The following is a 22,656-nucleotide window of genomic DNA, read 5'->3' on the forward strand; positions in this document are numbered from 1 at the left end:
CTATCTCCACCGCTTCACGTACGCGCCTTGCGTCGTCTGCTGGCCCTCGCTCAGTGCCTTAAGGCGAGCCATCAGGCGGGCGCGGTCGGCCGGGGCCGCGTTCAAGGTGGCGCGCAGCGTAGATACGACTTGGGAAATGTAAGCCTTGCCACGCTGCCGACCTTCGACCTTCAGCGCCTTCACTCCTGCATCCCTGAGTTCGTCGAGCTGGTCCATCACGTCGAGGGAGACGGGATCTTCGAAGGCGTAGGTCCTGCTGTCGCCGATCTCGAATCGCCCCTTGCAAAGCGTCGGATATCCCGTCGCCTCTCCTGCCTCGAAGCGGTTGATCGTGAAGCCGCCCAGGTCCGAAACCATGTCGTTTCCAGACTGGTGATAGCGCACGTGGCTGGCCGGGGAGCAGACGCCGTTCATGTTTGGCGACTTGCCCGTTGCATACGAGGAAAGCGAGCAACGGCCTTCCGCCATTACGCAAAGCCCGCCGAACACGAAGACTTCGAGCTCGCATGCGACGCGTCGGGCGATCTTGGCGATGTCCTGGATCGTCAACGTCCTTGGCAGGACCACGCGCGCCGCTCCGAAACTTTCCACAAGGAAGGCCAGCGCATCCGGATTCGAGGCCGAGGCCTGGACGGAGACGTGCAGCCGCTGCCCCGGATGATGTTCGGCCACATGCGCCATGAGGCCGAAGTCGGCGACGATCAGGGCGTCGGCGCCCGCTTCCGTCGCTTCGCCGGCTCGTCGATACCAGAGGTCCTCCTTCCCGGCGGTCATGAACGTGTTCAGGGCCACGAAAGTCTTCACTTTGCGGGCGCGAGCGTATGCGATGGCCTCGCGAAGCTCGAGGACGTCGAAGTTCAGACCGGGAAAGTTGCGGGCGTTCGTCTCATCGCGGAAGCCGCAGTAGACGGCGTCGGCGCCGGCGTCGACGGCTTCCCGGAACGAGGCCGGGGTTCCTGCGGGGCAGATTAGTTCCATCGCACGCCCTGCGTCTTGAGGGCTTCGCGTCGAGCTGCGTCCATGACCTTTGCAGTCAAGCCGCCCATTGGTCCGGCGAGTTTGCTCATCGATCGGACGAGATCGATCTCGTTGTCGTCGAGCGCGTTTCGCAGAGCGAGCACTGCTTCCATGTCTCCGGTCACGACAAGCCTACGCGCGAAGAAGAGAGCGTCTCCGTCCACCCGGCCCTCGGCGAGCGCCAGCATCAGCACCAGCGGTCCGGTGATGGTGGCGTCCGCCTCGGGCAGCTTGCCACGTCTGGCCGTCCACACAGAGCGCTCCGTGGGCCGAACTGAAAACCAAAATGGAAAATCCGTCGGAACGAACGCGAAACGCGTGGTCCGATGTTCACCCAGGCGGTCGAACAGTTTCGGGTGAGTTCGTAGGACTTGCTGTAGAAGCAGGTCGGCGATCCGCGCCGCGATCGGCAACGGGACCAACCTTGCAGTCGCCATCAGGTGGGCTGGAGCGAGCATTGGGGCCTCTTCGGTTTGACGGGGCACTTTAGTTTCGTTCGCCGAGTCGCTGTTTGATCTTCGACAAAGACCGGACCGTTTCGCGATGCGATTGCTGACGGATGTTGAAAGACTTTCGAAACGTTCAAAGGCATGTCGACCTGCAGGGATTCCTTCTCGACCTGGAGAGGCGGGGATTGTTGCTTGCCGTGGAGGAGCCGGTCTCCCTTGTGCATGAAGTGACGGCTCTCCACCAAAAGGTGCTGCACGAGGCGGGGCCTGCCCTGCTGTTCAAGCGACCGGTCGACGCCTCCGGGAGAACGTCGGACGTGCCGGTTGTCGCCAATCTTTTTGGGACGCGGGAACGGATCGAACTGGGCTTCGGTCTCTGTGCCGGCGGCCTTCCTCGTCTCGCGGACGAGCTGGCGGAGCTGCAGCGGCCGAGCCCGCCGAAATCCCTTGTCGACGCCTGGAGCAAGATACCGCTTCTAAAGGCCGCGTCGGCCATGCGTCCTCGCTATTCCGGAAAGGCGCCGTGTCAGGAGGTGGTCGTCAAGGAAGACGCAATCGATCTGGGCCGGCTGCCGATCCAATGGTGCTGGCCGGGCGAACCCGCGCCGCTCGTCACATGGCCGTTGGTCATCACCTGCAGCCCCGACGACCCGGAGGACGTCAACGTGGGCGTCTACCGTATGCAGGTCCGCAACAGGAGCTCTTTGATCGTCCGCTGGCTTGCCCATCGGGGCGGCGCGAAACATTTCCGGCAGTGGCAACGGAAGGGATTGGACATGCCGGTGGCGGTCGTCATCGGCGCCGATCCGGCGACGATCCTATCGGCGGTCATTCCACTGCCCGAAGGAATGAGCGAGTTGAATTTCGCCGGCCTTCTGAGGGGATCGCGTACCCAGATTACGAAGTGTCGCACCGTGCCGCTGTCCGTCCCCGCGCACGCGGAGATCGTCCTCGAAGGATTCGTGTCCAAGGACGAGACGGCGCCGGAGGGGCCGTATGGCGACCACACCGGCTATTACAACTGCGTGGATTCCTTCCCCGTCCTCCATCTGAGCGCAATCACCAGCCGGCGGTCTCCGGTCTATCTGACCACCTATACCGGCCGTCCACCGGACGAGCCTTCCGTACTCGGCGAAGCGATGAACGAACTGTTCGTCCCCATAGCGAAACGCCAGTTCCCGGAGATAACGGACATCTGGCTGCCGCCGCAGGCCTGCTCCTACCGTGCCGCCGTTGTCGCCATCGACAAGAGTTACCCCGGCCAGGCTCGCCGCGTGATGATGGGGTTGTGGTCGATGCTCCCGCAGTTCAACTACACGAAACTCGTCATAGTCGTCGATGCCAACGTTCCGGTCCGCCGATGGGATGACGTGCTTTGGGCGATCTCGACACGTTTCGACGCCGCGCGCGATCTCGTCGTTCTTGAGAACACACCGATCGACTACCTCGATTTCGCATCTCAGAAAGCTGGACTGGGCACGAAGATGGGAATGGACGCCACCAACAAGATCGGCGTCGAGACTGAGCGGGAATGGGGAAGGGAACTTCGCATGCCGGAAGAGTTGACAAAACGCGCGGGCGAAATCTGGGAAAGGATCGGACGTGGACTCGCACGTTGATCGTCACGACGTGGTCGTAGGAGTGAGCGGCGCATCGGGCGCGGCGCTTGGCGTCGCTGTTCTGGAACGATTGACGGCCCTGGGTGTCAGAGTGCATCTCGTCGTCACAGCCGGCGGCCGGCGCACCCTGGCGCACGAACTCGGCCCCGAGGCTCACGGCAGGATGCTTCTCAAGGCGCATCGATGCTACGACCACAAGGACGTCGGCGCGGCGATCGCAAGCGGCTCCTTTCCGGTCTCCGGCATGATCGTCGCGCCTTGCTCGATGAAGACGCTTGCCGCAGTCGCGACGGGCTTGTCGGAAAACCTTCTGACACGTGCCGCCGACGTCCAACTCAAGGAGCGTCGGCGACTGGTCCTGCTGACGCGTGAAACGCCCCTTCATCTCGGTCACCTCCGCAACATGACGTCCGTTACCGAAATGGGGGCCATCGTCATGCCGCCGGTGCCTGCCTTCTACAACCTGCCCCAGTCTCTCCAGGAGGTCGTCGACCATCTGGCCGGCCGGGCCATCGACCTCCTCGGCCTTAATATGCCACATCAGTCGCGACCATGGACGGGAGAGGCCTCTTTCGTTCAGCCGAGGACGGCGATCGGGTCCGCTCCGAAGAGCGTCGCATGACCGCCTCCCAGGAGGAGCCAGCATGAAATTCCGGCGGTAAGTGCGGCGGCGAGAATCATGGGCGGGTCCAGTCTTGGACGCCGCCGCGAGAAAAGACGCGCGAGTGGAACAATCGAGGTCCCTTCCGACAAAGCCCGCCACCGAGCGCCAAGGCGTCGGCGCGCGCGTTTCTCAGCCATGGGAATGGCCGCGAGAGCGAAGAGCGCGAATCCTCCGAACAGCAGGAGCGACCGGAGGTCCCCGTTCGCGACGATATGTCCGGACGCCCAGATGGCGAAGCCCCAGAGTACCGGATGTCTCGTCACCTGCACCACGGCCCCGCTCCTTTCTGAGGACCTCAATGCGACCGAAAGCGGGTTTTCACTAAACAGGCCGGCTAGTACCAGGAAGCCGCCCAGCGGAGCGAGGACGAAAGCTGCCGCCGCGTGCCATGGCCGCAGATCCCAAAGCGGAACGTAATCGAGAGACAATGCGGCTGAAAACAGCCAGACGAGCGCCGCGGTCGATACAACCGAGTAGCTGATCAGATAGACAGGTTTGCCGAGTTGGGAAACGATGCCCGCCCGTATCGCTGGGATCGCGGGGATGGAATGGAGAAGTAGGAACACTGCGAATCCAGCAATGAACGAAATCATGAGGCCCTCCTGGAGACCCTCTATCCATAGTAGATCCGCCTTCCGCTAAATTTGATCGCCGTCAATCATAACCTGCAACACCTTGTCCGGCTTAAATCCTTAACAATCCGAAGACACGCTGGATCGAACCGGCTCGACAATAAGATCTGCGTGCGTCTTTGCGCCAGCGCAAAGAGCGTGGTCTTTCGCCGACTTAAAGATGACGGCATTAGTCATCTTTGAAGGCCTGTGATCATGCTCCGAATTCGTTCCATTTGCTTCGCTCCCGTTGCCTTGGCCGCGATGCCGCTAGTCCTCAATGCCGCTGAATTTCCCATTGGCGCACCTCAGGTTGCCGGCGGGATGGAAGTGGCCGCGGTGTACCTGCAGCCGATCGAGATGGATCCTCCCGGAATGATGCGGCCCGCCGCGGAGTCCGACGTCCATCTGGAAGCGGACATTCACGCCACCGGCGACAACGCGAATGGATTTGCGGAGGGCGACTGGGTTCCCAATCTTCACGTCGAATATAAGGTGAAGAACCTGGACAACGGTGCGGAAGCGGCCGGCGCTCTCGAGGCGATGGTGGCCAGCGACGGCCCGCACTACGGAGACAACGTCAAACTTTCGGGTCCGGGTCGCTACGCGGTCGAGCTGACCGTTCATCCGGGAGGGCACGGCATGATGTCGTTCGGTCGGCACGTCGACAAGGAAACTGGCGTCGCCGAGTGGCCTGAGGCATTCAGCCTAGAGTACCAATTCGTGTTCGCGGGGGTCGGAAAGAAGGGCGGCTACTGATGGGGGCGATTAGACCTTCGACCGTCCTGACGCTGGCGCTGACGGCAGTTCTTGTCGGGCCGCCTCCTGCGACCGCGGAGAACGAGGACCCTGTCTTCGACGTTCACTTCAGCAACGGTGTGATTTCGCCCACGGTTATCGAGGTTCCCGCGAACAAGCGCTTCAAGCTGGAACTTCATAACGACGGTTCCACTCCGATCGAGTTCGAGAGCATCCCGCTCCGCAAGGAAAAAGTGCTCGCGCCGGGAGCTTCGAGCTTTCTCGTCTTCAGGTCGTTACAGGTCGGCGAGTACGCCTTCTTCGACGACTTTCACCTCGACATGCCACCAGCCAAACTGATTGCGCGATGACAGCGGACCTCCTCCTCCAATCCTTCAGGATCGTTTCCGTCGTGTGGAGGGAATCCTTCGAGGCCCTGCTGATCATCGGAATACTTCTCGCGTGGACGGTACACGAGGGGGCGGCCGTCCGGCGCCGAGCAGCGAGGTCGATCGCCGGCGGCGCGGCGGTCGGACTGATCGCCGCCGTCGGACTGGCCTTCCTCATGACCAGCGCCGCCGATGTCCTCGATGGCGACGGCCAAGACGTCCTTCAACTCGTACTCGCCGCGTTCGCGTCCATCCTCATGCTCCGCATGGTGTTCTGGATGCAGGGAACCATGCGCAGCCAGTCCAGGGACCTGAAGTCGCAGGCCGCCGGCCTTGGGGAAGCCCGGAACTGGGCCTCGCTCGGTCTGCTTTCCACACTTGCCGTGGCGAGAGAAGGCGCCGAGACGGTCGTCTTCCTGTACGGAATGCTCTCCGGCTCGGATGAGAGCGCATCGCTCGTGGCCGGTTCCGGCGCGCTCGGGCTCGCGACGGCGTGTCTGACCTTCCTGGCCCTTAAATCCGGCGCGTCGGCGTTCTCCAAAAGAGCACTATCGATGACGAGCCAGGTGCTGATCCTGATCCTCGGAAGTGGCCTGATGATGACTGCGGTCGACAGAGCGATCTCGCTTGGGATCGTGTCGACGCTGACGTCGCCGCTTTGGGACACGAGCTGGATATTGGACGACGCGGCGGGGGCCGGCGCCTTCTTCTCAGGACTGGCAGGCTATCGCTCGAGACCCGAGCTTCTCCCGCTCCTCGCTCTGGGCTTCTACTGGATGACGGCGTCGCTGGCCTACGCACCGGCGGTTGGGGACAAGGCTCACGCATGAACGCTGTCCGGACAGTCACGCGCAGTTTTGCCGGTGGTCTCGGCGACGTCCTTTTCGCGCATCAGGGCCTTATCCGCCGAGCGCAGTGGGTCATAATAACGGCTTACCTGTCGCTCCTCGTCATTCCGCTGCTGCTTCCGCTACCGGGCAGCAGCGACTACATGTGGAATAATCTGTCGCGGTTCGTACAGTTCGTATTCTGGGGCGTCTGGTGGCCCTTCGTGATCCTGGGGACGGCGCTGGTCGGCAGATTTTGGTGCGGGCTCCTTTGCCCCGAAGGCGCGCTCTCGGAGATTGCGAGCGAGCGAGGTGCAGGTCGGGCCATTCCGAGCTGGATGAAATGGTCCGGCTGGCCTGTCGTCGCATTCGTTACGACCACCATCTATGGGCAGCTTACGAGCGTCTACCAGTACCCCAAGCCTGCCGCACTGCTGCTCGGAGGATCGACGCTCGCGGCGATGGTCGTCGGAGCCCGGTATGGCAAGGCGAAGCGCGTATGGTGCAGGTTCCTGTGCCCGGTGAGCGGAGTCTTCGGGGTCGTTTCGAAAATCGCGCCGCTGCATTTCCGAGTGTACCCCGAGGTTTGGAAACGTTCGGCCGCAGTGGGCGGCTCAGGCGTGAATTGCGCACCGCTCGTTCCGATCAAGACGATGCAGGGAAGTTCGGCCTGTCATATGTGCGGCCGCTGCAGCGGGCATCGTGGCGCGATACGGCTCGCCTGGCGCAAGCCGTCGTCGGATATCGTATCCGGTTCAGGGCGGATGGCGACCCGTTGGGACACGATCCTGATCGTCCCGGTGCTTCTGGGTCTGGTGCCGACGGCGCTTCATTGGACGGCTAGCGGCGTGTTCCAGTCTATCCGGCAATGGCTTGTCGAACTCTGCGTCGACATGAGCTGGTCCTGGCCGCTCTCTCTGCGAATTCCCTGGTGGCTTCTCACCAACTACCCATCGGTCTACGACGTCATGAACGTCGTAGACGCGGTCTCTTTTCTAGTGCTCGTGTGCTTGGGTGCGCTCGCCGCCTCGGTCGCGTTCGTGCTGCCTCTCGCCGCCGCCGCTGCGATCCTTCGTCGTCCGAGGCGGATCGTCCATCATCTGGCGCAGGCTTTCATTCCGCTCGCCAGCGCGTCGCTTTTCTGCGGCCTCCTTGCGCTGACCACGAGCCAGCTAGGCTCGGATGGCATAGTTCTTCCCGGAGTCGATGCGAGCCGCGGAGCAGCAGTCGTACTTTGCGGCGTATGGTCGTCGGCGCTGTTTTTCAGGATTGGGGGCGTCTATAGCAAAGGAATCGCCCGCCGCATCCTCGCTACGATTCCGGCGGTCATAGCGACCGCCTTGTTCTGCGCGGCCTGGCTGGCTTCGTTCTTGTAGAAGACCATTCCACGATCAACAGCTGCACTTGCGGGCGGTCGCCAATTGGCGCGGCGACGACGGGAGGGGTCGAGACGCACTGCGGCCTCCGTCGCCGGATTTTTTGATCTCGACGAATGGTCTTGATTTCTTTTGTATTGACACGATTCTTTGTTGAGGTTCTTCAAGAGAGGTCACGCCGACGGACGGGTGACGATGAATGCGACACAGGCGCTGAGGATCACAGCGACGACTGCGAGTGGCAAGGGGCCGGGATCAAGCCAGACGAGCAGCAGGAAGCTGGCCGCGATGGTCAGCGCCGCCATAGCCTTCGCCCTTGATCTGATTGCCCCGCGCTCGCGCCATGCCCTTACCGAAGCGCCGAGCCATGGATGATCCAGAAGCCAGGACTCGAACCTTGGCGAGGTGCGGGCGAATATCCCCGCCGACAGCAGCAGAAATGGCGTCGTCGGAAGCAGAGGCAGGAAAATGCCGACGATTGCAGCGGCGACCGAGGCCCAGGCGATCGTCATCATCAGGGTACGCATCTTCATCTCCAAGATTTTCAACGACTATAGACTTGGAGAGCGTTCGGTTCTTTGACATCCCTCAAAGACGGATTTGCGCAGACGTCTAACATGCTCTCCATCAACTGCACGACATGGAGAGTGCGATGCTGCCGAGGTTCGTTACCGCGTTTCTGAAATCATCCGGCGAGGCGGGCGTCGTGGTGATGGAACATGAAGGCGCCCATCGTGTGATTGTAGTCGATCGCGCCGCGCTCCACGAGATGGCCAGCCCGCCTCGGGCCGACGAGACCCGGCTTCAGCAGAGCCTCGGCGCGATCTGCGAAATAGCAACGTCGAAAATCCTGAGCGGCGAAGGTTCCCCCCACTCCCGGTTAAGCGTCTCCGCCAGCGACGTCACCGCGTGGAAGCTGGAACGGTCGCGGTTGCACTAGGGCTTGATGAAGCGCCGCCTCGCGGCCACGAAAAACCAAAGAACGATCTGCATCAAAGGACTGCGTTGATGAGATTAGTGATGTTCGGACTGGCTGGCGCGGGCAAGGAAAAACAGGCCGGCCGAGGCGGCTTGCAATACCGCATCTCAACGGACGATCTACAGAGCGCAGCGTCACACGAGAGCCCGGCGTCGCCACCACGAAAGCGCAGATACAGAAGGGCGCGCTGACTTCGGATGAAGTCGATCCCGGGCTGCTTGTCGAGCGGCTCGATCAGGAAGTAGTGTCGGCAGTGAAGGCGGCCGTCGACAAGGCTGGTCTGCTCCAAAGAACACGTTTCTGACGCCCGAAGAGGCGGTGCTCGCCAGATTTTTCGAGACTGCGCGTGCGACGGCGGACGCCGCGTGAAGGAGTTGACGTCGCTCCTCTGCGGCGGATACGCCGGCGGTCACGCTGACCACGCTCGAAAACAGCGTCGCCCTAGCGGCCCGGCGGGACGCACGTGTGCCGCCGGGTTCATCCCTTCAGTGAGCCATGAATATTGGCATGCTGCTTTGCTCGATCATGTTGCGCGTCACGCCTCCGAAGAGCGTCTGCTGCCAGCGAGGGTGATTGTACGCACCCATGACGATCAGATCGGCATTCACGTCCGTCGCATGCTGCCTCAGGATCTCGTCGGCCGTGTTTCCGCCGCTGGCCACGCGATCCACCTGAACCTTGACCCCGTGACGGGAGAGGAAGCTCGCGATGTCGGCGCCTGGCTCCTCTCCATTCACCCGCTCTCGTGAGACCGGGTCGATCATCGTCACGTAGACGCAGTCGGCCGTCTTCAGCAGGTCGAGGGCTTGCCTTGCGGCACGCGACGCCTCGTCGCTCGAATCCCATGCCAGTACGATCGATTTGGAAGTGGAAGAGAGCGGCCGCCGTCCGCGGTTGATGATGACCGGCGTCGGCGTCTGGAACAGAGCGCCATTCATGACCCGTTTCTGGAGTTCCTCATCCTTGCACGCTTGGCGGCCGACGAGAACGACGTCGGCATAGAGCGCCCGTTCTGCAACGTCCTCCTGCGCAAAAGCATATTCCGTATAGACGTCCTGCACGTCGTAGGACAGGTCGGTGCGCGACAGGTATGCCTTGATCTCTTCGGCTTTTTTGACGAGTTCCTCGATTTCGCGCTGGCGTTCTTCCAGCCAGACGGTCGAGAGGGAGTTGTATTCTCCCATCATTGGCGACGCTCCCATGCAGATCACGACCGCGCTGAGATGTGCTCCTGAGGCTCCGCAAAACTCTGCGGCGGCCTTCAGGTCTTCGTCGAAATATTTGGAACTCAGGATGCTCAATACCGTGCGAATGGACATTTCGATCACCTCTCTTGTTGAATAGCGTAAGGATATCGACGCCCGTGACGAAGTCTTTGATCTTCATCAAGCAACACGGGGTGAACGACCGCGCCGTCGCCGGCAGACGAGCTTGTCGGCCTCGGTCACGAAAACGAGGGAGCTCGCCACAAGCATGCTGAGGGCCCATTCGAGAGGCGTGATGGGCGAAAGGCCGAGCGTTCCGCTGAGCCACGGCACGTACATCGCCGAGATGTGGATCGTCTGGGCGGCGAGCACGCTGAGGAGTAGGAACCGGTTTCGGAGGATGTCGACGGAGAATATCGATCTTTTCTCGGAGGAGCTTGCCAGCGTCTGGACGTTCTCGAACATCACGAAGATCAGAAGCGTTATGTTGCGGGCTTCGGGAACGCCATACCCGTGCGCGAGCATCCACTGAAAGGCCAGGAAGGCACCCGCGCCGATGACAAGCGTCGATTGAACGACGCGACGGATCATCAGCCGGTCGAGGAGAGGCTCGAGCGGAGAACGTGGCGGCCCCGCCAGCTCGTCTCCTTCCGGCCTTCCCCCTGCAAGGGCGACGTCCTGGATGCCGTTTGTCACGAGATTGAGCCATAAGAGCTGAACAGGGAGGAGCGGCATGGGTAGGCCGAATGGCAGCGCGAGCATGAAGAGCAGGACCTCGGCGGCGCCCGTTGCCACCGACATCAGCACTACCTTGCGGATGTTGCGATAGGCTGCCCGGCCTTCTGCGATCCCCGCGACGATGGATGCAAAGTTGTCGTCCGTGATGACGAGATCGGCGCTTTCCTTCGCCACCTCGGTTCCTCTGAGCCCCATTGCGACCCCGACATGCGCCTTCTTCAACGCCGGACCGTCGTTCACGCCGTCTCCGGTGACGGCGACGATGTGGCCATTGCGGATCAGGGATGCGACGATCGCCGATTTCTGCGCCGGCTGCACGCGGGCGTAGATGCGGGCCTCTCTCGTAATCTCGTCCAGCCGTTGGTCGCCCGCTCGCGCAGCTTCATCGATGTCGTGGCCCGAAACGACCTGGCTGGCAAGAAAGCCCAGGCCGGCATCTCTGGCAATCGCGGCAGCAGTCCGCGGGTCGTCCCCGGTCACCATCACTACGTCCACGCCGGCCGCGCGGCAGTCTTTCATAGCCTGCAGCACTTCCGGTCGAACCGGGTCCTGCAGTCCGGCCAGCCCCAGGAACACGAGATCGACAAGGTGACCGTGTCCGAGGCTTCCGGCGAGCGTCGCGCCGACTTCCCCTTCGGCGAACGCGAGCACCCTGAGCCCCCGAGCGGCCATTTCTTCCTTCTGCGCCAAAAGCGAAGCGCGGTCGATCTCGACAGCGCTGCCCGCGACGTCCATCCGATCCGCCATCTCGATGAGCACCTCCGACGCCCCCTTGACGAAGACATGGATCCGATCGCTGCCGTGGTGGAAGGATGCAGCGTATTTGTGCTCGGGCTCGTAGGCGATTCTTGCCGCCAGCGGGTATCGGTCGTTCAGCTCTTCCTGTCCCAGCCCCGCCTTTCGCCCTGCTGCAAGAAGCGCCACGTCGACCGTATCGCCGGCAGCGAGCCAGAGATCGTCCCGGCGAACGAGGCTTCCTTCGTTTGCAAGCAGTGCGGCGCGTAGCAGCCTGCGCGCCCTCTCGCGGACCAGGTCGTCGTCCAGACCGCTCGCCCTGGCCTCGCACCTGTCGAGATCGGCATGCGCGTCGAGGGCGATGTCCGTGCCGTCCGGCAGGCGAATTTCGGTCACCGTCTGCACGTTGCTGGTCAATGTCCCCGTCTTGTCCGTGGCGATCATCGTTGTCGAACCTAGAGCCTCCACGGCCGGCATGCTTCGGACGATGACGTTGCGGGTGGCCATCCGCCGCATGCTGACGGCAAGCGCGATGGAGATGGCGATCGGAAGCCCTTCAGGAACAGCGCTCACCGCCAGACCTACGGACATCATGACCAGATCGTGCAGAGGGAGGCCCCGCATGAAGCCCGCGACGACCAGCACCAATGCTGCCAATCCTACGAAAAGAGCGAGCGCGTTCGTGAACTTCGCCAGCCGGGCGACAAGCGGGGGCTGCGACGAACTAGCTCTTCCCAACTCGGCGGCGATGCCGCCAAGCATGGTCGCGGTACCCGTAGCGGTCACGACGCCTTTGGCTCGCCCGCGCGTCACCAGGGAACCCGCGAGCAGCAGCATGGAACTGCGGGTTTCATCCGGCGATCCTTCGACGGTGCGCCCTTTGGCGACCGGTTTCGACTCGCCGGTCAGAAGCGACTCGTCGCACCGGAGGTCGCTTGCATCGACAAGCGTCAGATCGGCAGGGATTCTGTCGCCGGATTCCAGAAGAACGAGATCGCCGACGACCAGCCTCTTGGCCTCGATCCGGCAAGCCGCGCCGTCCCGGATGACCCGGGCCGACGGCTGCTCAAGCTTGCGAAGGGCGGCGGCCGCTCGATCCGCAGAGTACTCCTGGTAGGTGCCGATGGCCGCATTGATCAGAAGCACGACCAAGATGAACAGGGCGTCTTCGATCCTGCCGGTCGCAAACGAGAGCGCTGACGCCAGCAAAAGGATGTAGATGATCGGGTTGCGAAATTGAACGAGGAAGACCTTCAGCGGCGATGGAGGCTGAGGCTCGGGCAGGGTGTTTGGTCCGAGCTCGGCAAGGCGTTCCTCGGCCTCGACGCTCGTCAGTCCGATCACGGCTGGCGTCGTCGGGGCGGGTGTCTGCGCCGTGAGATTCATGATGGGCTCCGGGCTTGTCGCAACGATTTCATTGAAAGCTCGCTCGACAGCCTATGTGCGCCCGCGCAGGCGGCATTGACCGGGATCAAGGAGCTCCGATCGCATTGAGATATGCTGCAGACGATTTGTGGGCCGCGGCATATGCGGCCACTGCGTTCTGATGGCGGTGCGTTTGGATCGGTATTCTGACGGCATCGCGTGTGGACTGAGATTGATCCGGCAAGATTGAAAGGCGACTAAAATGAATAAAAGCTCGGTACAGACGGTGTTGCAGACGATGAAGGATGACCTTGTCCGTCGTCTCGAAGCGATCGATGCGGATCTCTGCGTCGCGCTCGATAAGGACAGCGAGGAGCGCGCGACCCAGGTTGAGAACGACGAAGTTCTTCGCGAGATGCAAGCCGAGGGACGTGACCAGATCGCGGCCATCGACGCGGCGATCGGCAGGCTGAACGACGGCACATACGGACAATGCGCCAAATGCCACCATCCGATCGGCAAGGAGCGGCTGACTGCGGTTCCCTATACGCCGTTCTGCATCGATTGCGCAAAATCGTTTCGCTGAGGCTTCCGGATTGATGGGAGGGTGAGAGGTGGCTACAGCGGCGGCTTGGTGGGCTGATAGGTGGGCGTGGCCTCAGGACGGGGTGTCGCGATTGAGGGCGGCGGGCTCCCGGTCGGGCCTTCTGGTGCTGTCGTCGCTCCTTGCTCTTTCAGCCGCACTCGCCCTCTATCTCGCGGGTCACGGGCTTGGATATCGTTTAATCCTTGTAGGCTGCACCAGCCTGATTCTGCTGTCTCTTTGCATTGAGATCGCCAAGAAGCTGCGGAAGCAGGAATACGGCCTGGATCTGATCGCGGCCCTGGCCATGGGATCCTCCTTGTGGTTCGGCGAATATCTTGCCGGAGCGATCGTCGGTCTCATGTATTCCGGCGGTCAGTTTCTGGAGGCATACGCACATCGTCGCGCCGACGAGGGGATGTCGGCTTTGCTGGCGCAAGTTCCGCGGACGGCCTTGCGGCTTGCCGGAGCCGGTTTCGAAGAAATTCCGATCGAGAAGATCGCAGTCGGCGACGTGCTCCTGATACGCAAGGGCGACGTCGTACCGGCCGACGGGGCGCTCGTCGGCGAAGCCGCGACGATCGACCAGGCGGTGCTGACCGGAGAGCCTTTCCCAGTGCGCATCGCCAGGGGTGGCAAGATTTCGAGCGGTGCTACGAACGAGGGCGATGCGATTGAAATCCGCGTTTTAAACCGCGCCGAGGACAGCACCTATGCCGGTATAGTCAGGCTCGTGGAAGCATCGAGGCGCTCCAAGGCGAAGCTGATGCGCCTGGCCGACCGGTTCTCGGTCTGGTTCCTGTTCGCGACGGTAGCGATCGCAGGAGTCTCGGCATTCATGTCCGGAGACCTGTCAAGGATCGTGGCCGTGCTGGTTGTCGCCACGCCCTGTCCGTTGATATTGGCCGTACCCGTCGCACTTGCGGCCGGCACTTCAAAAGCCGCCAAGGAGGGCGTTCTGGTGAAGGGTGCGGGACCTCTCGAGGCCCTCGCACAGGCCACCGTAGCAGTGTTCGACAAGACGGGGACGCTCACCGCGGGACAGCCGGAAGTCGGTCACATCGAGGGCCCGGAACATCCCGACAGGATCCTGCGGCTGGCCGCCTCGCTGGACCAGGCGTCGGGCCATGTGGTAGGGCGCGCGCTGGTGGACGAGGCGCATAGACGTGGGTTGGTACTGAGCCGTCCATCGCAGGTGACCGAGACCGCGGGATCCGGAATCTCCGGAATAGTCGATGGCGTGCGTGTCGGCGTCGGAGGAGACACCTATTTCGGAGAGGCGCTGCGCTCGGGATCGAACGGTTCAAGCAGCGCGATGCGCGTGAAGGTACTGTTTGACGGCACGCCGGCTGGCACGATCACGCTCGAAGACCGGCTTCGCAAAGACGCTGTCCAACTCGTCACCCAGCTCAGAGCAGTGGGGATCACTCGAATAGTCCTGGCTTCCGGCGACGAGCTGCCGATCGCGACAGCCATAGCTCGCTCGCTGGGCTTGGACGGCGTCGCGGCGAGGCTCGCTCCCGCAGACAAAGTCGCAGTCATCGAAAAGGAACGCGTCCACGGAAGGGTGCTGATGGTCGGCGACGGCGTGAACGACGCGCCAGCGCTGGCGGCAGCCGACGTCGGAATCGCGGTGGGGGTCGAGAACCTTGCGGCGGCCGCGGAGGCCGCGGATATCGTGCTCGTCCGGGACGACCTCACCAGGATAACAACGGCGATCGGCATCGCGCGTCGTTCGCGCAAGATCGCGCTTCAGAGCATCTATGCCGGCATAGGTCTCTCGCTCCTCGCGATGGGGTTCGCGGGAGCGGGCTACCTTCCGCCAGTCGGCGGCGCATTGCTTCAGGAGGCCATCGACGTGGCGGTCATTCTCAACGCCCTTCGCGCCCTCTAATGGGCGAGAAGCACCGGCAGCTCGGCCTTGACGAGCAGTTCCCGAGTGACGCCGCCGAGGATGAACTCACGAAGCCGCGAATGGCCGAACCCGCCCGCGACCAATAGGTCCGCCTTTCGTTCCAGCGCGGCCGATTGGATGGCGGCGGTCGCGGTCTCGCCGCCTGCCTGGATCGATACGTCTTCCACTTCCAATCCCGCGTGTTTCAGACAAGAGATCAGCAGCGCGCGGTTCGCCTCGTCGATCTCCTTGTCGTCGGTGATCGAGATGACATGCACCTTGGTTGCGCGCTCGATGAACAAGCGGGCGCAGGAAAGGGCACGTGCCGCGGTGGCGCTGCCGTCCCAGGCAACGGCGATCGTGTTCACATGAGAGCAGACGCTGGTGGCAGGAAATAGGACGAGTGGACGGCCGCTCCCGAACAGCAGCGTCCCGGAAAGCTGGCGGGAGAGTTCCGATGCCTCGACAATAGACAGGTCGTGGCACCTGGCAATTTCCGAAAAGCGTTCATAGACGAACGGTTCCGTGACCTCGAATCCGTGGATTCGCACCTCGAAGCCAGTTTCCGAGACAGCGTCGGTGACGTGTTCCCGCAGCGAAGCACCGCTGTCCCGGCTATACCGCTCTGCTTGTCCCCGCCATGTGTCGACATCGATAAATGTCGGGAAGGGCTGATGGACTTGGGGGATCCGGACTTCCGGGACGCTCGCGACGAGATCGGCGTCGTTCTGGCGAGCGAGGTCGACTGCGTTGTCGATTATGGTGAAGGAACTCGCGTCGGGATAGGTCGATAACGGAAGATGGAACTGCGGCTTCATGCTGGCCTCCTGAGGTTAAATAGTGGTCATGATGCATCCTGCGGAGAAGTTTGCATTGCGCTTGATCAAGGCCGGGTTCTCAGGAAACTCTTATGATCGTGCCTTCGATACGAGCGGAGTGCGTGACCATGACGATGAAGCTGACGGAACTCACCCCGGCCCAGTGCTACCGCATTCTTGAGAGCGCGCACTTCGGTCATCTCGCCTGCTGCAAGAATGGCCAGCCTTACGTGGCGGCGATCTATTTCGCATTTTCCAGCGGCGTTGCCTATAGCTTCACCATGCCCGGCAAGAAGCTCGACTGGATGCGGGGGAACGACAGGGTCTGCCTTCACGTCGAGCAGCGTCCCGCCGTCGGCGGCTGGGCGAGCGTCGTCGTCGAAGGGCGGTTCGAGGAGTTTCCGGACAGCGACGCGCGGCGAAGCGAGAGGTTGCATGCCTGGTCACTTCTTCAAAAGCATCCTGACTGGTGGGAGATCGGCGCCATGACGCTGCAGGAACCCCCGGTGCTCGAAGGCTCTCCGCACGTCTTCTACGGCATTGCCGTCACCGCCGTATCAGGACGGAGCGCCGTCAGGACGGAATGAGAGTCGATGCTCGCCCTGAACCCCTATCCCATAAACGGAGCACCACATGCCATATCTCCCCAGCCTCTATCCACGCGCCACTTTCACGTCCAACCTCGCGCCGGTTTTTCGCCCGGGGGCTCTGATTCAAGAGCAGATCTTCGTCGCGTCGACCACGATCACCACGGATTTGACGGCGTCCGCCGCTCGGCGAGGGCTTCGATGCTTTGAATTTCTGACTCGACTTGCCTGCAGTATCGAAAACGGCGATGCGGTCGAGGTTCTTTCGGACTTTGTCGAGACCGAACTGGAGGAATTTCCTACAGAGGTGTCGAGGCTTTGCGAGACCGGATCACGACTATTGTCGCACACCGCCGAACTGTATCGTGACGTCGCCGCCGGTCAGGTCAGGGAGGCTGAGGCGAAGACGGTCGTGTGAAGCGCGCGGCTTACCGGGTCTCGGCGGCGGCCATCACCTCGACCGCCCAATCGTCCGGCGAGGCCGACGAAGGGAGGCCCTCTACCGCGTGAACGAGGTGGAGGCTTCCGTTGGGCGCATGCTGCGCGCGGGCCGTTTCGACGCGCTGGAGCATGCGTTGCCGGGATCCTCGGCCGATGGCGCAGACAATTGTGGCGAACATCTCAGTATATGTCCTTTCCAGACAGGCTGACGAACTCGGTGGTCAGTCCATCGACATGGGCTTCCTTGAGCAGCCGATCGGCACTCATGATGTCGAGACACATGGTGCCACTGAAGGATTGCCGAAGCGCGCAGCAGAAATGATCTCTCGCCCACGCCTGGCCTCGCGGCGTCGCCGCCGTCACCTCCCAACGATCCTCGTCCCGACGTTCGAGAACCAGGTCGGCGGAGGTTCGCTCGACCGGCGGAACCGATGTGGCTGCGGTCGTTGCTGTCTTACAGGTCTGTTCGCGCATGTCCGTCTCCTTTGGATGAGGTCGTGGCGCTGTGTCCAGGGAGGTTATCGGACCTACGGCATTCCGTCTTTGACGAGCATCAATCCGGACGTTTGACCGGGATCAAGCCAAGATCGGGAAGGTGGTGATACGACTACGGCGGTGGTACATGCCGATGGAGGGAAACGTGAGGGCGATGGTACTCGAACAGGTGGAGCGGCCGGACCCGCCAGCGCCGCACGGCCAGGTCGTCGTCAAGGTGGAAGCCTGCGGCGTCTGCCGGACCTTCACGTCGCGACGAGGCCCTCGGCGACCTGCGCGCAGGCCGCATCAACGGCGCAGCGATCATCGTGCCATAGCCGCCGTCCTTGTCGACGAGGATCAAAGCGGATCGTTCGGGGCAAAACGGAAGCTTCTCCGTCAAACGTCCGGCGCCTGCTCGCCCAAGCGCCGTTGTCGATGCGTTGAAGCCATCTGACCTGCCTGACGGCGCGGCTTGACCAAGGCGCACCTTCTACTTCTGGCTCCGTTTGTCGCGAACAGAGCGAGAAGCAGACCTTCAGTGGATCTCGCCGCTCACGCCGCCAAGCTGGCGATGCGGGGAATGAGCCACAACATCGCGGCCGTGCCGATCATGTAGGCGCCGATCTGGCGCGCCGGCGCGGGTGGCATCGCGATCAGCGCGTTTGCCGCCCTAACCAGGACCAGCGCCATGGCAACGAAGATCAACTGTCCGGCTTCCACACCCAGGTTGAATGTCAGGAGACTCATCGGCACATCGGATTGCGGCAAGCCGATTTCCTTCAGGGCGCCAGCGAACCCGAAGCCGTGCAGCAGCCCGAACGCGAAGGCCACGACCCAGGGGTAGCTCTCGGAGAGCCGCCTTTCGCCCGGCTTCGTCTTGATCAGTTCGTTTGCGACAAATGCGATGCTGAGGGCGATCGTCGCTTCCACCGGTTTCTGCGGCAGGCTGAAATATCCGAGCGACGCTCCAGCCAGCGTGATGCTGTGGGCGATCGTAAAGGCAGTGATCGTCTTGACCAGCATCCAGCGGCCTCGAATGAGTAGCATGAGCGCAAGCACGAAGAGCAGGTGATCGAGGCCTGAGAGTATGTGGTCGGCGCCCAGCAGAAAATAGGTCTGAGCGACCTCGAGGCTGGTCTGTGCGCCTGCTGCGACGAAAGAGGGCGCGTCCGGCATGAGGCGCACGACCTCCGTATCGCCGTTCGCGTATTCGATGCGGACGAGCGCTTCGGTCATGGTCGACTTGAGGCCGTTGATGCCGATCTCGCCGCCCCTCAATCCCCCTGCACAGGCGACGGTCCTTCGCTCCAGATAAGCTCCGTTCACGATCGACCTCACCGGTTCGGCTTTCTCGATGCACGGCTTCGGCAGACTTGCATAGAGGCCGAGACGCATGTCGCCCTGCGCCGGCACCTTCCAGACGACGGCGAACTCGTGCGGAGCGGTTTCGCGCATGTCGAGATAGGCCGGCCTGATCTCATGGGCCATGCCGGACGTGGCCAGGAACACCGGGATGAGCACTGCCAGCAGGGCGCCAAGCCGCGTCATGGGCCGGTTTCCGCACCAGCCGGGCTTTCGATGCTCACCACATAGCGCTTGAGCAGTTCGGCGAATCGCTGGTCTTCAAGTTCCTTGCGCTTGGCGTTCGTCCACTCTCGCGCAACGACGTCGCGCACCACGTCGAGCGCCGGCACTCGGCCGGGCAGGCGGTCAGACACCCGGATCAGATGCAACCCGTAACCGCTGGCGACGGGACCCGTCCACTGGCCCAGCGGGGCCTTGTCGAGTTCTTCCACGAATTCGGCGCCGAAGGTTTGACCGATCGATGTCTTGCTCGAAAGCGGCAGGTCGGGCGGAAGCAGCGTGGGGTCGCCAAAAAGGGCGCGGTCCGTGGCCGGGTTGGTCAGCAGTGCTTCGAGGACGGAAGCCGCGTCCTGTGCGATCGTGTCGTCGCGCCGCTGAGGGTTGAGAAACACCTGCTGGAAGGCCAGCATCGGATCGATCTCGAACGTGGCTGCATTGGCTTTCAGATAGGCATCGAGCTCCGCATCGGTCGCTGTCAGCGTTTCGGCGTCGGCCGCGTTCAGGAATTCCATCTTCTGGCGCAAGCGGCGACGAACGACAGTGTCGTCCCTGTCGAGCCCGAGTTCCAGCGCCTGGCGTACCAGAATTTCCTCCTTCACATGATCGTCGATCAGACCCTTCAATTCCTCGGCTGTTGGCGGGCGCTGCCAGGTCTTTGTGAACACGGTCGCCATCTGCTCGATCTTCGGCGCCGTGACGACGATGGTGTCCGGCTTGTCGTCCGTATCAGGGCCCAAGAGCCCGTAGCCTGCGAAGATCAGCAGCGCCAGAGCCATGAAGTGGACCAGTGGTTCCATCAACACGCGTTTCAACAAGATCGTGCTCACGCGTTCACCGGATGAGGGCCCCGACGGTGCAGCGGACGATTCAACCGCCGGCACCGCTATCACGGCGTGTACCAGATCGGCGAGGTATAGGCGCGTTCGCTGACGGTCATCCGCGTACTCTCGAGCGGCTTGTTGCCGAACCGTTTGGCATCATAGGCGGTCCACCGCGGCGTCGGTATCTCGATGACGCGTCCGTAGTAAAAGGCCTTCTGCTTCGGATTAAAGCTGGGGTCCTTCCACACGGCGATCAGTTCCGGCGCGCCGATCGTGTTGGTCCAGGTCGCGTTCTCGATGTCGACGGTGCTGCCGACCGATGGCACCTTGCCGTCGGCGCCCGGTTTGCGATCCCCGCCCCAGGCGACGTCGTATATTTGCTCATGCGTCTCGCCTTTGTCGTCGAGCCAGCCCTTGACGATCTGATAGCGGTCGAGATTGGCTCCGATCGGGTCTCGCAGCGCGGCGACGAGGAACGACGGTGCCTTGCCCTCCGGCGCTGCGGTCAGGTCGCCGCCCATGGGGACGCCCTTGCCGTAACCGATCGCGCCGGGGTTGCGGGTCTCGGCATCGGCCGGCTCGAAATCCCAGCCACCGAAGAAGCGCACGGCCATGCGCGGTCCGGTAGTCGCGTAGGTCTCCTTGCGCTGCATCGCGTCCCAGATCGACTCTCGCGTGTTTTCCGCGGCCCATACAGCCGCGTAGCCCGACGCGCCGACCTCCCAGTCCATCACCGTAATCCCGGTCTTGGCGTCCTTGACGAAGGTTGCCGTCAGACGCTCGGGGCTCGGCTCCTGCGGCGTGGTCTTGCCGAAGAAATTTTCCTCTTCCATGGCCGCAAGGCCCGTATGCGCGTCCGAACTGCCGACCAGCCCGAACTTGTAGGGGTTCGTGCCGAGTTCGGCTTCGAGCTTGAGGCCGTTCTTCAGCGCGGACCTTGTATATTCAAACTCCAGCATGTCAGGCGTCTTCGGCACGCTGGCATCGAGATTACCGAAATCCCAAATCTCGAAATCGGCGAACTCGTCATTCGGCGACAGCGCCGGGTGCGCTTCGCCCGTGCCTTTCGTCTGGGTCGTCTCGTAGAGACGTTCCCACCTGGCCCGCTGCTCGACATATTCGGTGTCCACGGGCTTGTTGGTGAAGGACTCGATCAGCGGGAACATGCGGCCGTTGGACAGATTGCCGTTGTGCGCAATCGCCAGCACGCTGCCGCCGGTCTTGTCCTCATAGGCCTGCATCCACTTCCACAGGTCGCGCGGGTTGTCGCTGCCCAAGGGCTTAAGCGTCGTGTAGGGCACGACCTGATCGGCCTTGTCGGCATTGTCGCGGAAGATCACGTTGCGGTGCAGGTTGTTGCCTGCGGTGTTCGACGTCCACTCATAACCGATGAACGCGGTGAACCGCCCCGGATCGTTATATTCCTCGGCGGCCTTTATCGTGTCTTGCCAGGCGTTTTTGTAGGGACGCGTATCCGGCCCGTAGATCATGCTCTTGGGCAGTGTTCCCTTGCCGAAGCTGAAGATGATTTCGAGCGCCGCCGTGGCGCCCTGACCCGACTTGATCATGTCGTACCAGGTCTTGGCCTGCGGATCGGCGATAACATCCGGTTTGCCGGCAAAGAGGTCGGGGAACATGCCCATGTTGTCCGAGTGGTCGGCCACCACCAGGAAGTCGAGCGGCCGTGACAACTTGGCAGGCTGGCCGCTCGACGCCGTGATCTCCTCGCCGCGGGCGAAGCGGTAAGCGTCGCGAGGCGTCAGCCGTGCTCCGAAAGCGCCGGCGTCGAACGAGGCTCCGGTGTGGAGATGCGTGTCGCCGAACAGCGGTCGGGTCGGAAAATTGCGCCCCGCATAGGGCGAGTAGACGGGTTTGCTGGAAAATGCCTTTCCGGCCTTCGCACTGTCCAGAGTGCCGATATCGGTGGTCTCCTGGGTCGCAGCCGGCAAGGCAGAGCCCAGGCTTACGAAGCCCGCAATAATCAACGTCGCAGATGTCTTTTTCATCGCATTCCCCCCTTTGCAGCAGTTATACTTAAACTGTCTGAGCTGACTATTTGTTGATTTGCATCAATGACAGGAAACCTTGTCTCTCCTTTGTCCTTCTCAAGCGTCCTGTGGCTGCCGTCCCTGGTGTCAACCACCGCATATGGCGATTAGCAGAGGGCAATTGTAGTATCATCGAGATTAGGCATTTTCCCGAACATTCAATTGTTCGCGAAAAATATTGCTGGATTGACGTTTTGAGTCCAGACAGAGTGCGATAACTCTCTTTACATCATAGCAAATACGGAACGGCATGAGAAACTTTTAGTAGGAAAATAGTATGCTAGGCCATGACCGACCCGGTTGAGACTGGCCAAAATGCTTAGAATTACTGTAGGGGAAGTGATGAAACTCGGAGCTGCACGTACTGTGATGTTCATTGGGAGTCTCTATTTACCGGTGGTGTCATGGCGGCTGACTTGCTTACATATGCAATCCGAGGGAGGAAAACATGAAAATTGGACGTCCCTGCGCCGTGGCGATACTCGCCTTGGCAGCCTTTGCGCCGATTGCGCATGCGGAGGATGATGCTCGCGCCATTCTCAAATCCATGTCGGATTACCTAGCTGTTTAGTCCCGGCATTTGATGGATAGGATCGATGATGAATCGATCTGGCTCGGAAGTCCACCTTTTGCAGATGAACTCGAAGGGGGTGAGGCCCTTTAGTGTCTTGAGCCTGCGCCCAAAATTGTA

Annotated in this window: 23 protein-coding genes and 1 pseudogene; 12 read left to right on the forward strand and 12 right to left on the reverse strand. The window is 62.0% G+C overall.

The genetic code is table 11. From position 1 onward, the window contains the following. Positions 1-978 (reverse strand): ubiquinone anaerobic biosynthesis protein UbiU, encoded by a 978-nt coding sequence (gene ubiU / locus GFM02_RS19220; protein WP_168322439.1) that lies wholly within the window; start codon positions 976-978, stop codon positions 1-3. Next, positions 969-1,475, reverse strand: coding sequence for a ubiquinone anaerobic biosynthesis accessory factor UbiT (gene ubiT / locus GFM02_RS19225; RefSeq protein WP_168322440.1), 507 nt, complete (start codon positions 1,473-1,475; stop codon positions 969-971). The genes ubiU and ubiT overlap by 10 nt, the downstream gene beginning before the upstream one ends. 101 nt (positions 1,476-1,576) lie before the next feature. Between ubiT and GFM02_RS19230 the strand changes: the two genes are divergently transcribed. Both GFM02_RS19230 and GFM02_RS19235 read left to right on the forward strand, forming a co-directional pair. Continuing rightward, positions 1,577-3,085 carry a UbiD family decarboxylase gene (locus GFM02_RS19230; RefSeq protein WP_168322441.1) on the forward strand — a complete coding sequence of 503 codons (1,509 nt, stop codon included), beginning with the start codon at positions 1,577-1,579 and terminating at the stop codon, positions 3,083-3,085. Further along, positions 3,069-3,707: a UbiX family flavin prenyltransferase gene (locus GFM02_RS19235; protein ID WP_168270982.1), complete on the forward strand. Its 639-nt coding sequence runs from the start codon at positions 3,069-3,071 to the stop codon at positions 3,705-3,707. Before GFM02_RS19230 ends, GFM02_RS19235 begins: the two co-directional genes overlap by 17 nt. Here the strand turns inward: GFM02_RS19235 and GFM02_RS19240 are convergent. Beyond that, positions 3,662-4,342 carry an NnrU family protein gene (locus GFM02_RS19240; RefSeq protein WP_168322442.1) on the reverse strand — a complete coding sequence of 227 codons (681 nt, stop codon included), beginning with the start codon at positions 4,340-4,342 and terminating at the stop codon, positions 3,662-3,664. The two genes, GFM02_RS19235 and GFM02_RS19240, sit on opposite strands and share 46 nt — an antisense overlap. Before the next feature lie 234 nt (positions 4,343-4,576). On the opposite strand from GFM02_RS19240, the gene GFM02_RS19245 reads away from it, so the two are divergent. The 4 genes from GFM02_RS19245 to GFM02_RS19260 are packed head-to-tail and all read left to right on the forward strand — an operon-like array spanning position 4,577 to position 7,690. Next, positions 4,577-5,119 carry an iron transporter gene (locus GFM02_RS19245; protein ID WP_168270980.1) on the forward strand — a complete coding sequence of 181 codons (543 nt, stop codon included), beginning with the start codon at positions 4,577-4,579 and terminating at the stop codon, positions 5,117-5,119. Beyond that, positions 5,119-5,469 carry a cupredoxin domain-containing protein gene (locus GFM02_RS19250; RefSeq protein ID WP_168270979.1) on the forward strand — a complete coding sequence of 117 codons (351 nt, stop codon included), beginning with the start codon at positions 5,119-5,121 and terminating at the stop codon, positions 5,467-5,469. The genes GFM02_RS19245 and GFM02_RS19250 overlap by 1 nt, the downstream gene beginning before the upstream one ends. Next, complete coding sequence (locus GFM02_RS19255; protein WP_168322443.1) at positions 5,466-6,317, forward strand: FTR1 family iron permease; 852 nt, start codon at positions 5,466-5,468, stop codon at positions 6,315-6,317. The genes GFM02_RS19250 and GFM02_RS19255 overlap by 4 nt, the downstream gene beginning before the upstream one ends. Continuing rightward, entirely contained in the window at positions 6,314-7,690 is a 1,377-nt protein-coding gene (locus GFM02_RS19260) for a 4Fe-4S binding protein (RefSeq protein ID WP_168322444.1), read from the forward strand. The genes GFM02_RS19255 and GFM02_RS19260 overlap by 4 nt, the downstream gene beginning before the upstream one ends. Before the next feature lie 173 nt (positions 7,691-7,863). Here the strand turns inward: GFM02_RS19260 and GFM02_RS19265 are convergent, their stop codons facing one another. Then, positions 7,864-8,217: a YbaN family protein gene (locus tag GFM02_RS19265; RefSeq protein ID WP_168322454.1), complete on the reverse strand. Its 354-nt coding sequence runs from the start codon at positions 8,215-8,217 to the stop codon at positions 7,864-7,866. Positions 8,218-8,342: 125 nt separating this feature from the next. Here GFM02_RS19265 and GFM02_RS19270 point away from each other — a divergent pair, with 125 nt between their 5' ends. Then, the gene (locus tag GFM02_RS19270; protein ID WP_168283126.1) at positions 8,343-8,630 is read left to right on the forward strand and encodes a hypothetical protein; all 288 of its coding nucleotides are present in this window, start codon (positions 8,343-8,345) and stop codon (positions 8,628-8,630) included. A gap of 524 nt (positions 8,631-9,154) precedes the next feature. Here GFM02_RS19270 and GFM02_RS19275 read toward each other — a convergent pair. Together GFM02_RS19275 and GFM02_RS19280 are read right to left on the reverse strand one after the other, a co-directional pair. Next, complete coding sequence (locus tag GFM02_RS19275; RefSeq protein WP_168270973.1) at positions 9,155-9,988, reverse strand: universal stress protein; 834 nt, start codon at positions 9,986-9,988, stop codon at positions 9,155-9,157. A 66-nt stretch (positions 9,989-10,054) separates the two neighbouring features. Beyond that, positions 10,055-12,736 (reverse strand): HAD-IC family P-type ATPase, encoded by a 2,682-nt coding sequence (locus GFM02_RS19280; RefSeq protein ID WP_168322455.1) that lies wholly within the window; start codon positions 12,734-12,736, stop codon positions 10,055-10,057. A gap of 238 nt (positions 12,737-12,974) precedes the next feature. Here GFM02_RS19280 and GFM02_RS19285 point away from each other — a divergent pair, with 238 nt between their 5' ends. Both GFM02_RS19285 and GFM02_RS19290 read left to right on the forward strand, forming a co-directional pair. Beyond that, on the forward strand, positions 12,975-13,298 hold the full coding sequence (locus GFM02_RS19285) for a TraR/DksA family transcriptional regulator (protein ID WP_168270972.1): 324 nt from the start codon (positions 12,975-12,977) through the stop codon (positions 13,296-13,298). 28 nt (positions 13,299-13,326) lie between these two features. Then, complete coding sequence (locus GFM02_RS19290; protein WP_168322445.1) at positions 13,327-15,189, forward strand: heavy metal translocating P-type ATPase; 1,863 nt, start codon at positions 13,327-13,329, stop codon at positions 15,187-15,189. Here the strand turns inward: GFM02_RS19290 and GFM02_RS19295 are convergent. Continuing rightward, positions 15,186-16,007 carry a universal stress protein gene (locus tag GFM02_RS19295; RefSeq protein ID WP_168322446.1) on the reverse strand — a complete coding sequence of 274 codons (822 nt, stop codon included), beginning with the start codon at positions 16,005-16,007 and terminating at the stop codon, positions 15,186-15,188. The two genes, GFM02_RS19290 and GFM02_RS19295, sit on opposite strands and share 4 nt — an antisense overlap. 128 nt (positions 16,008-16,135) lie before the next feature. Between GFM02_RS19295 and GFM02_RS19300 the strand changes: the two genes are divergently transcribed. Further along, complete coding sequence (locus GFM02_RS19300; RefSeq protein ID WP_168303153.1) at positions 16,136-16,594, forward strand: pyridoxamine 5'-phosphate oxidase family protein; 459 nt, start codon at positions 16,136-16,138, stop codon at positions 16,592-16,594. Between the two features lie 46 nt (positions 16,595-16,640). Next, the gene (locus tag GFM02_RS19305; protein WP_168322447.1) at positions 16,641-17,012 is read left to right on the forward strand and encodes a hypothetical protein; all 372 of its coding nucleotides are present in this window, start codon (positions 16,641-16,643) and stop codon (positions 17,010-17,012) included. A 203-nt stretch (positions 17,013-17,215) separates the two neighbouring features. On the opposite strand, the gene GFM02_RS19310 is transcribed toward GFM02_RS19305, so the two are convergent. The 4 genes from GFM02_RS19310 to GFM02_RS19325 all read right to left on the reverse strand — a co-directional run bounded on the left by GFM02_RS19310 (position 17,216) and on the right by GFM02_RS19325 (position 21,923). Continuing rightward, positions 17,216-17,509, reverse strand: a complete 294-nt coding sequence (locus GFM02_RS19310) for a hypothetical protein (protein WP_131664379.1) — start codon at positions 17,507-17,509, stop codon at positions 17,216-17,218. A gap of 555 nt (positions 17,510-18,064) precedes the next feature. Next, positions 18,065-19,060 carry a HupE/UreJ family protein gene (locus GFM02_RS19315; protein WP_168322448.1) on the reverse strand — a complete coding sequence of 332 codons (996 nt, stop codon included), beginning with the start codon at positions 19,058-19,060 and terminating at the stop codon, positions 18,065-18,067. Then, a complete protein-coding gene (locus tag GFM02_RS19320; protein ID WP_246728907.1) occupies positions 19,057-19,872 on the reverse strand; it encodes a peptidyl-prolyl cis-trans isomerase in 816 nt (271 codons plus the stop codon). The genes GFM02_RS19315 and GFM02_RS19320 overlap by 4 nt, the downstream gene beginning before the upstream one ends. Before the next feature lie 110 nt (positions 19,873-19,982). Further along, positions 19,983-21,923: a DUF3604 domain-containing protein gene (locus GFM02_RS19325; protein ID WP_168322449.1), complete on the reverse strand. Its 1,941-nt coding sequence runs from the start codon at positions 21,921-21,923 to the stop codon at positions 19,983-19,985. A gap of 490 nt (positions 21,924-22,413) precedes the next feature. On the opposite strand from GFM02_RS19325, the gene GFM02_RS35475 reads away from it, so the two are divergent. Continuing rightward, complete coding sequence (locus tag GFM02_RS35475) at positions 22,414-22,536, forward strand: hypothetical protein (protein WP_281411274.1); 123 nt, start codon at positions 22,414-22,416, stop codon at positions 22,534-22,536. Here the strand turns inward: GFM02_RS35475 and GFM02_RS19330 are convergent. Further along, positions 22,525-22,656, reverse strand: a pseudogene (locus GFM02_RS19330) (IS481 family transposase); the annotation flags it as partial. The gene GFM02_RS35475 and the pseudogene GFM02_RS19330 sit on opposite strands and share 12 nt — an antisense overlap.

The organism is Rhizobium leguminosarum bv. viciae (assembly GCF_012276115.1).
Classification (GTDB): domain Bacteria; phylum Pseudomonadota; class Alphaproteobacteria; order Rhizobiales; family Rhizobiaceae; genus Rhizobium; species Rhizobium leguminosarum_T.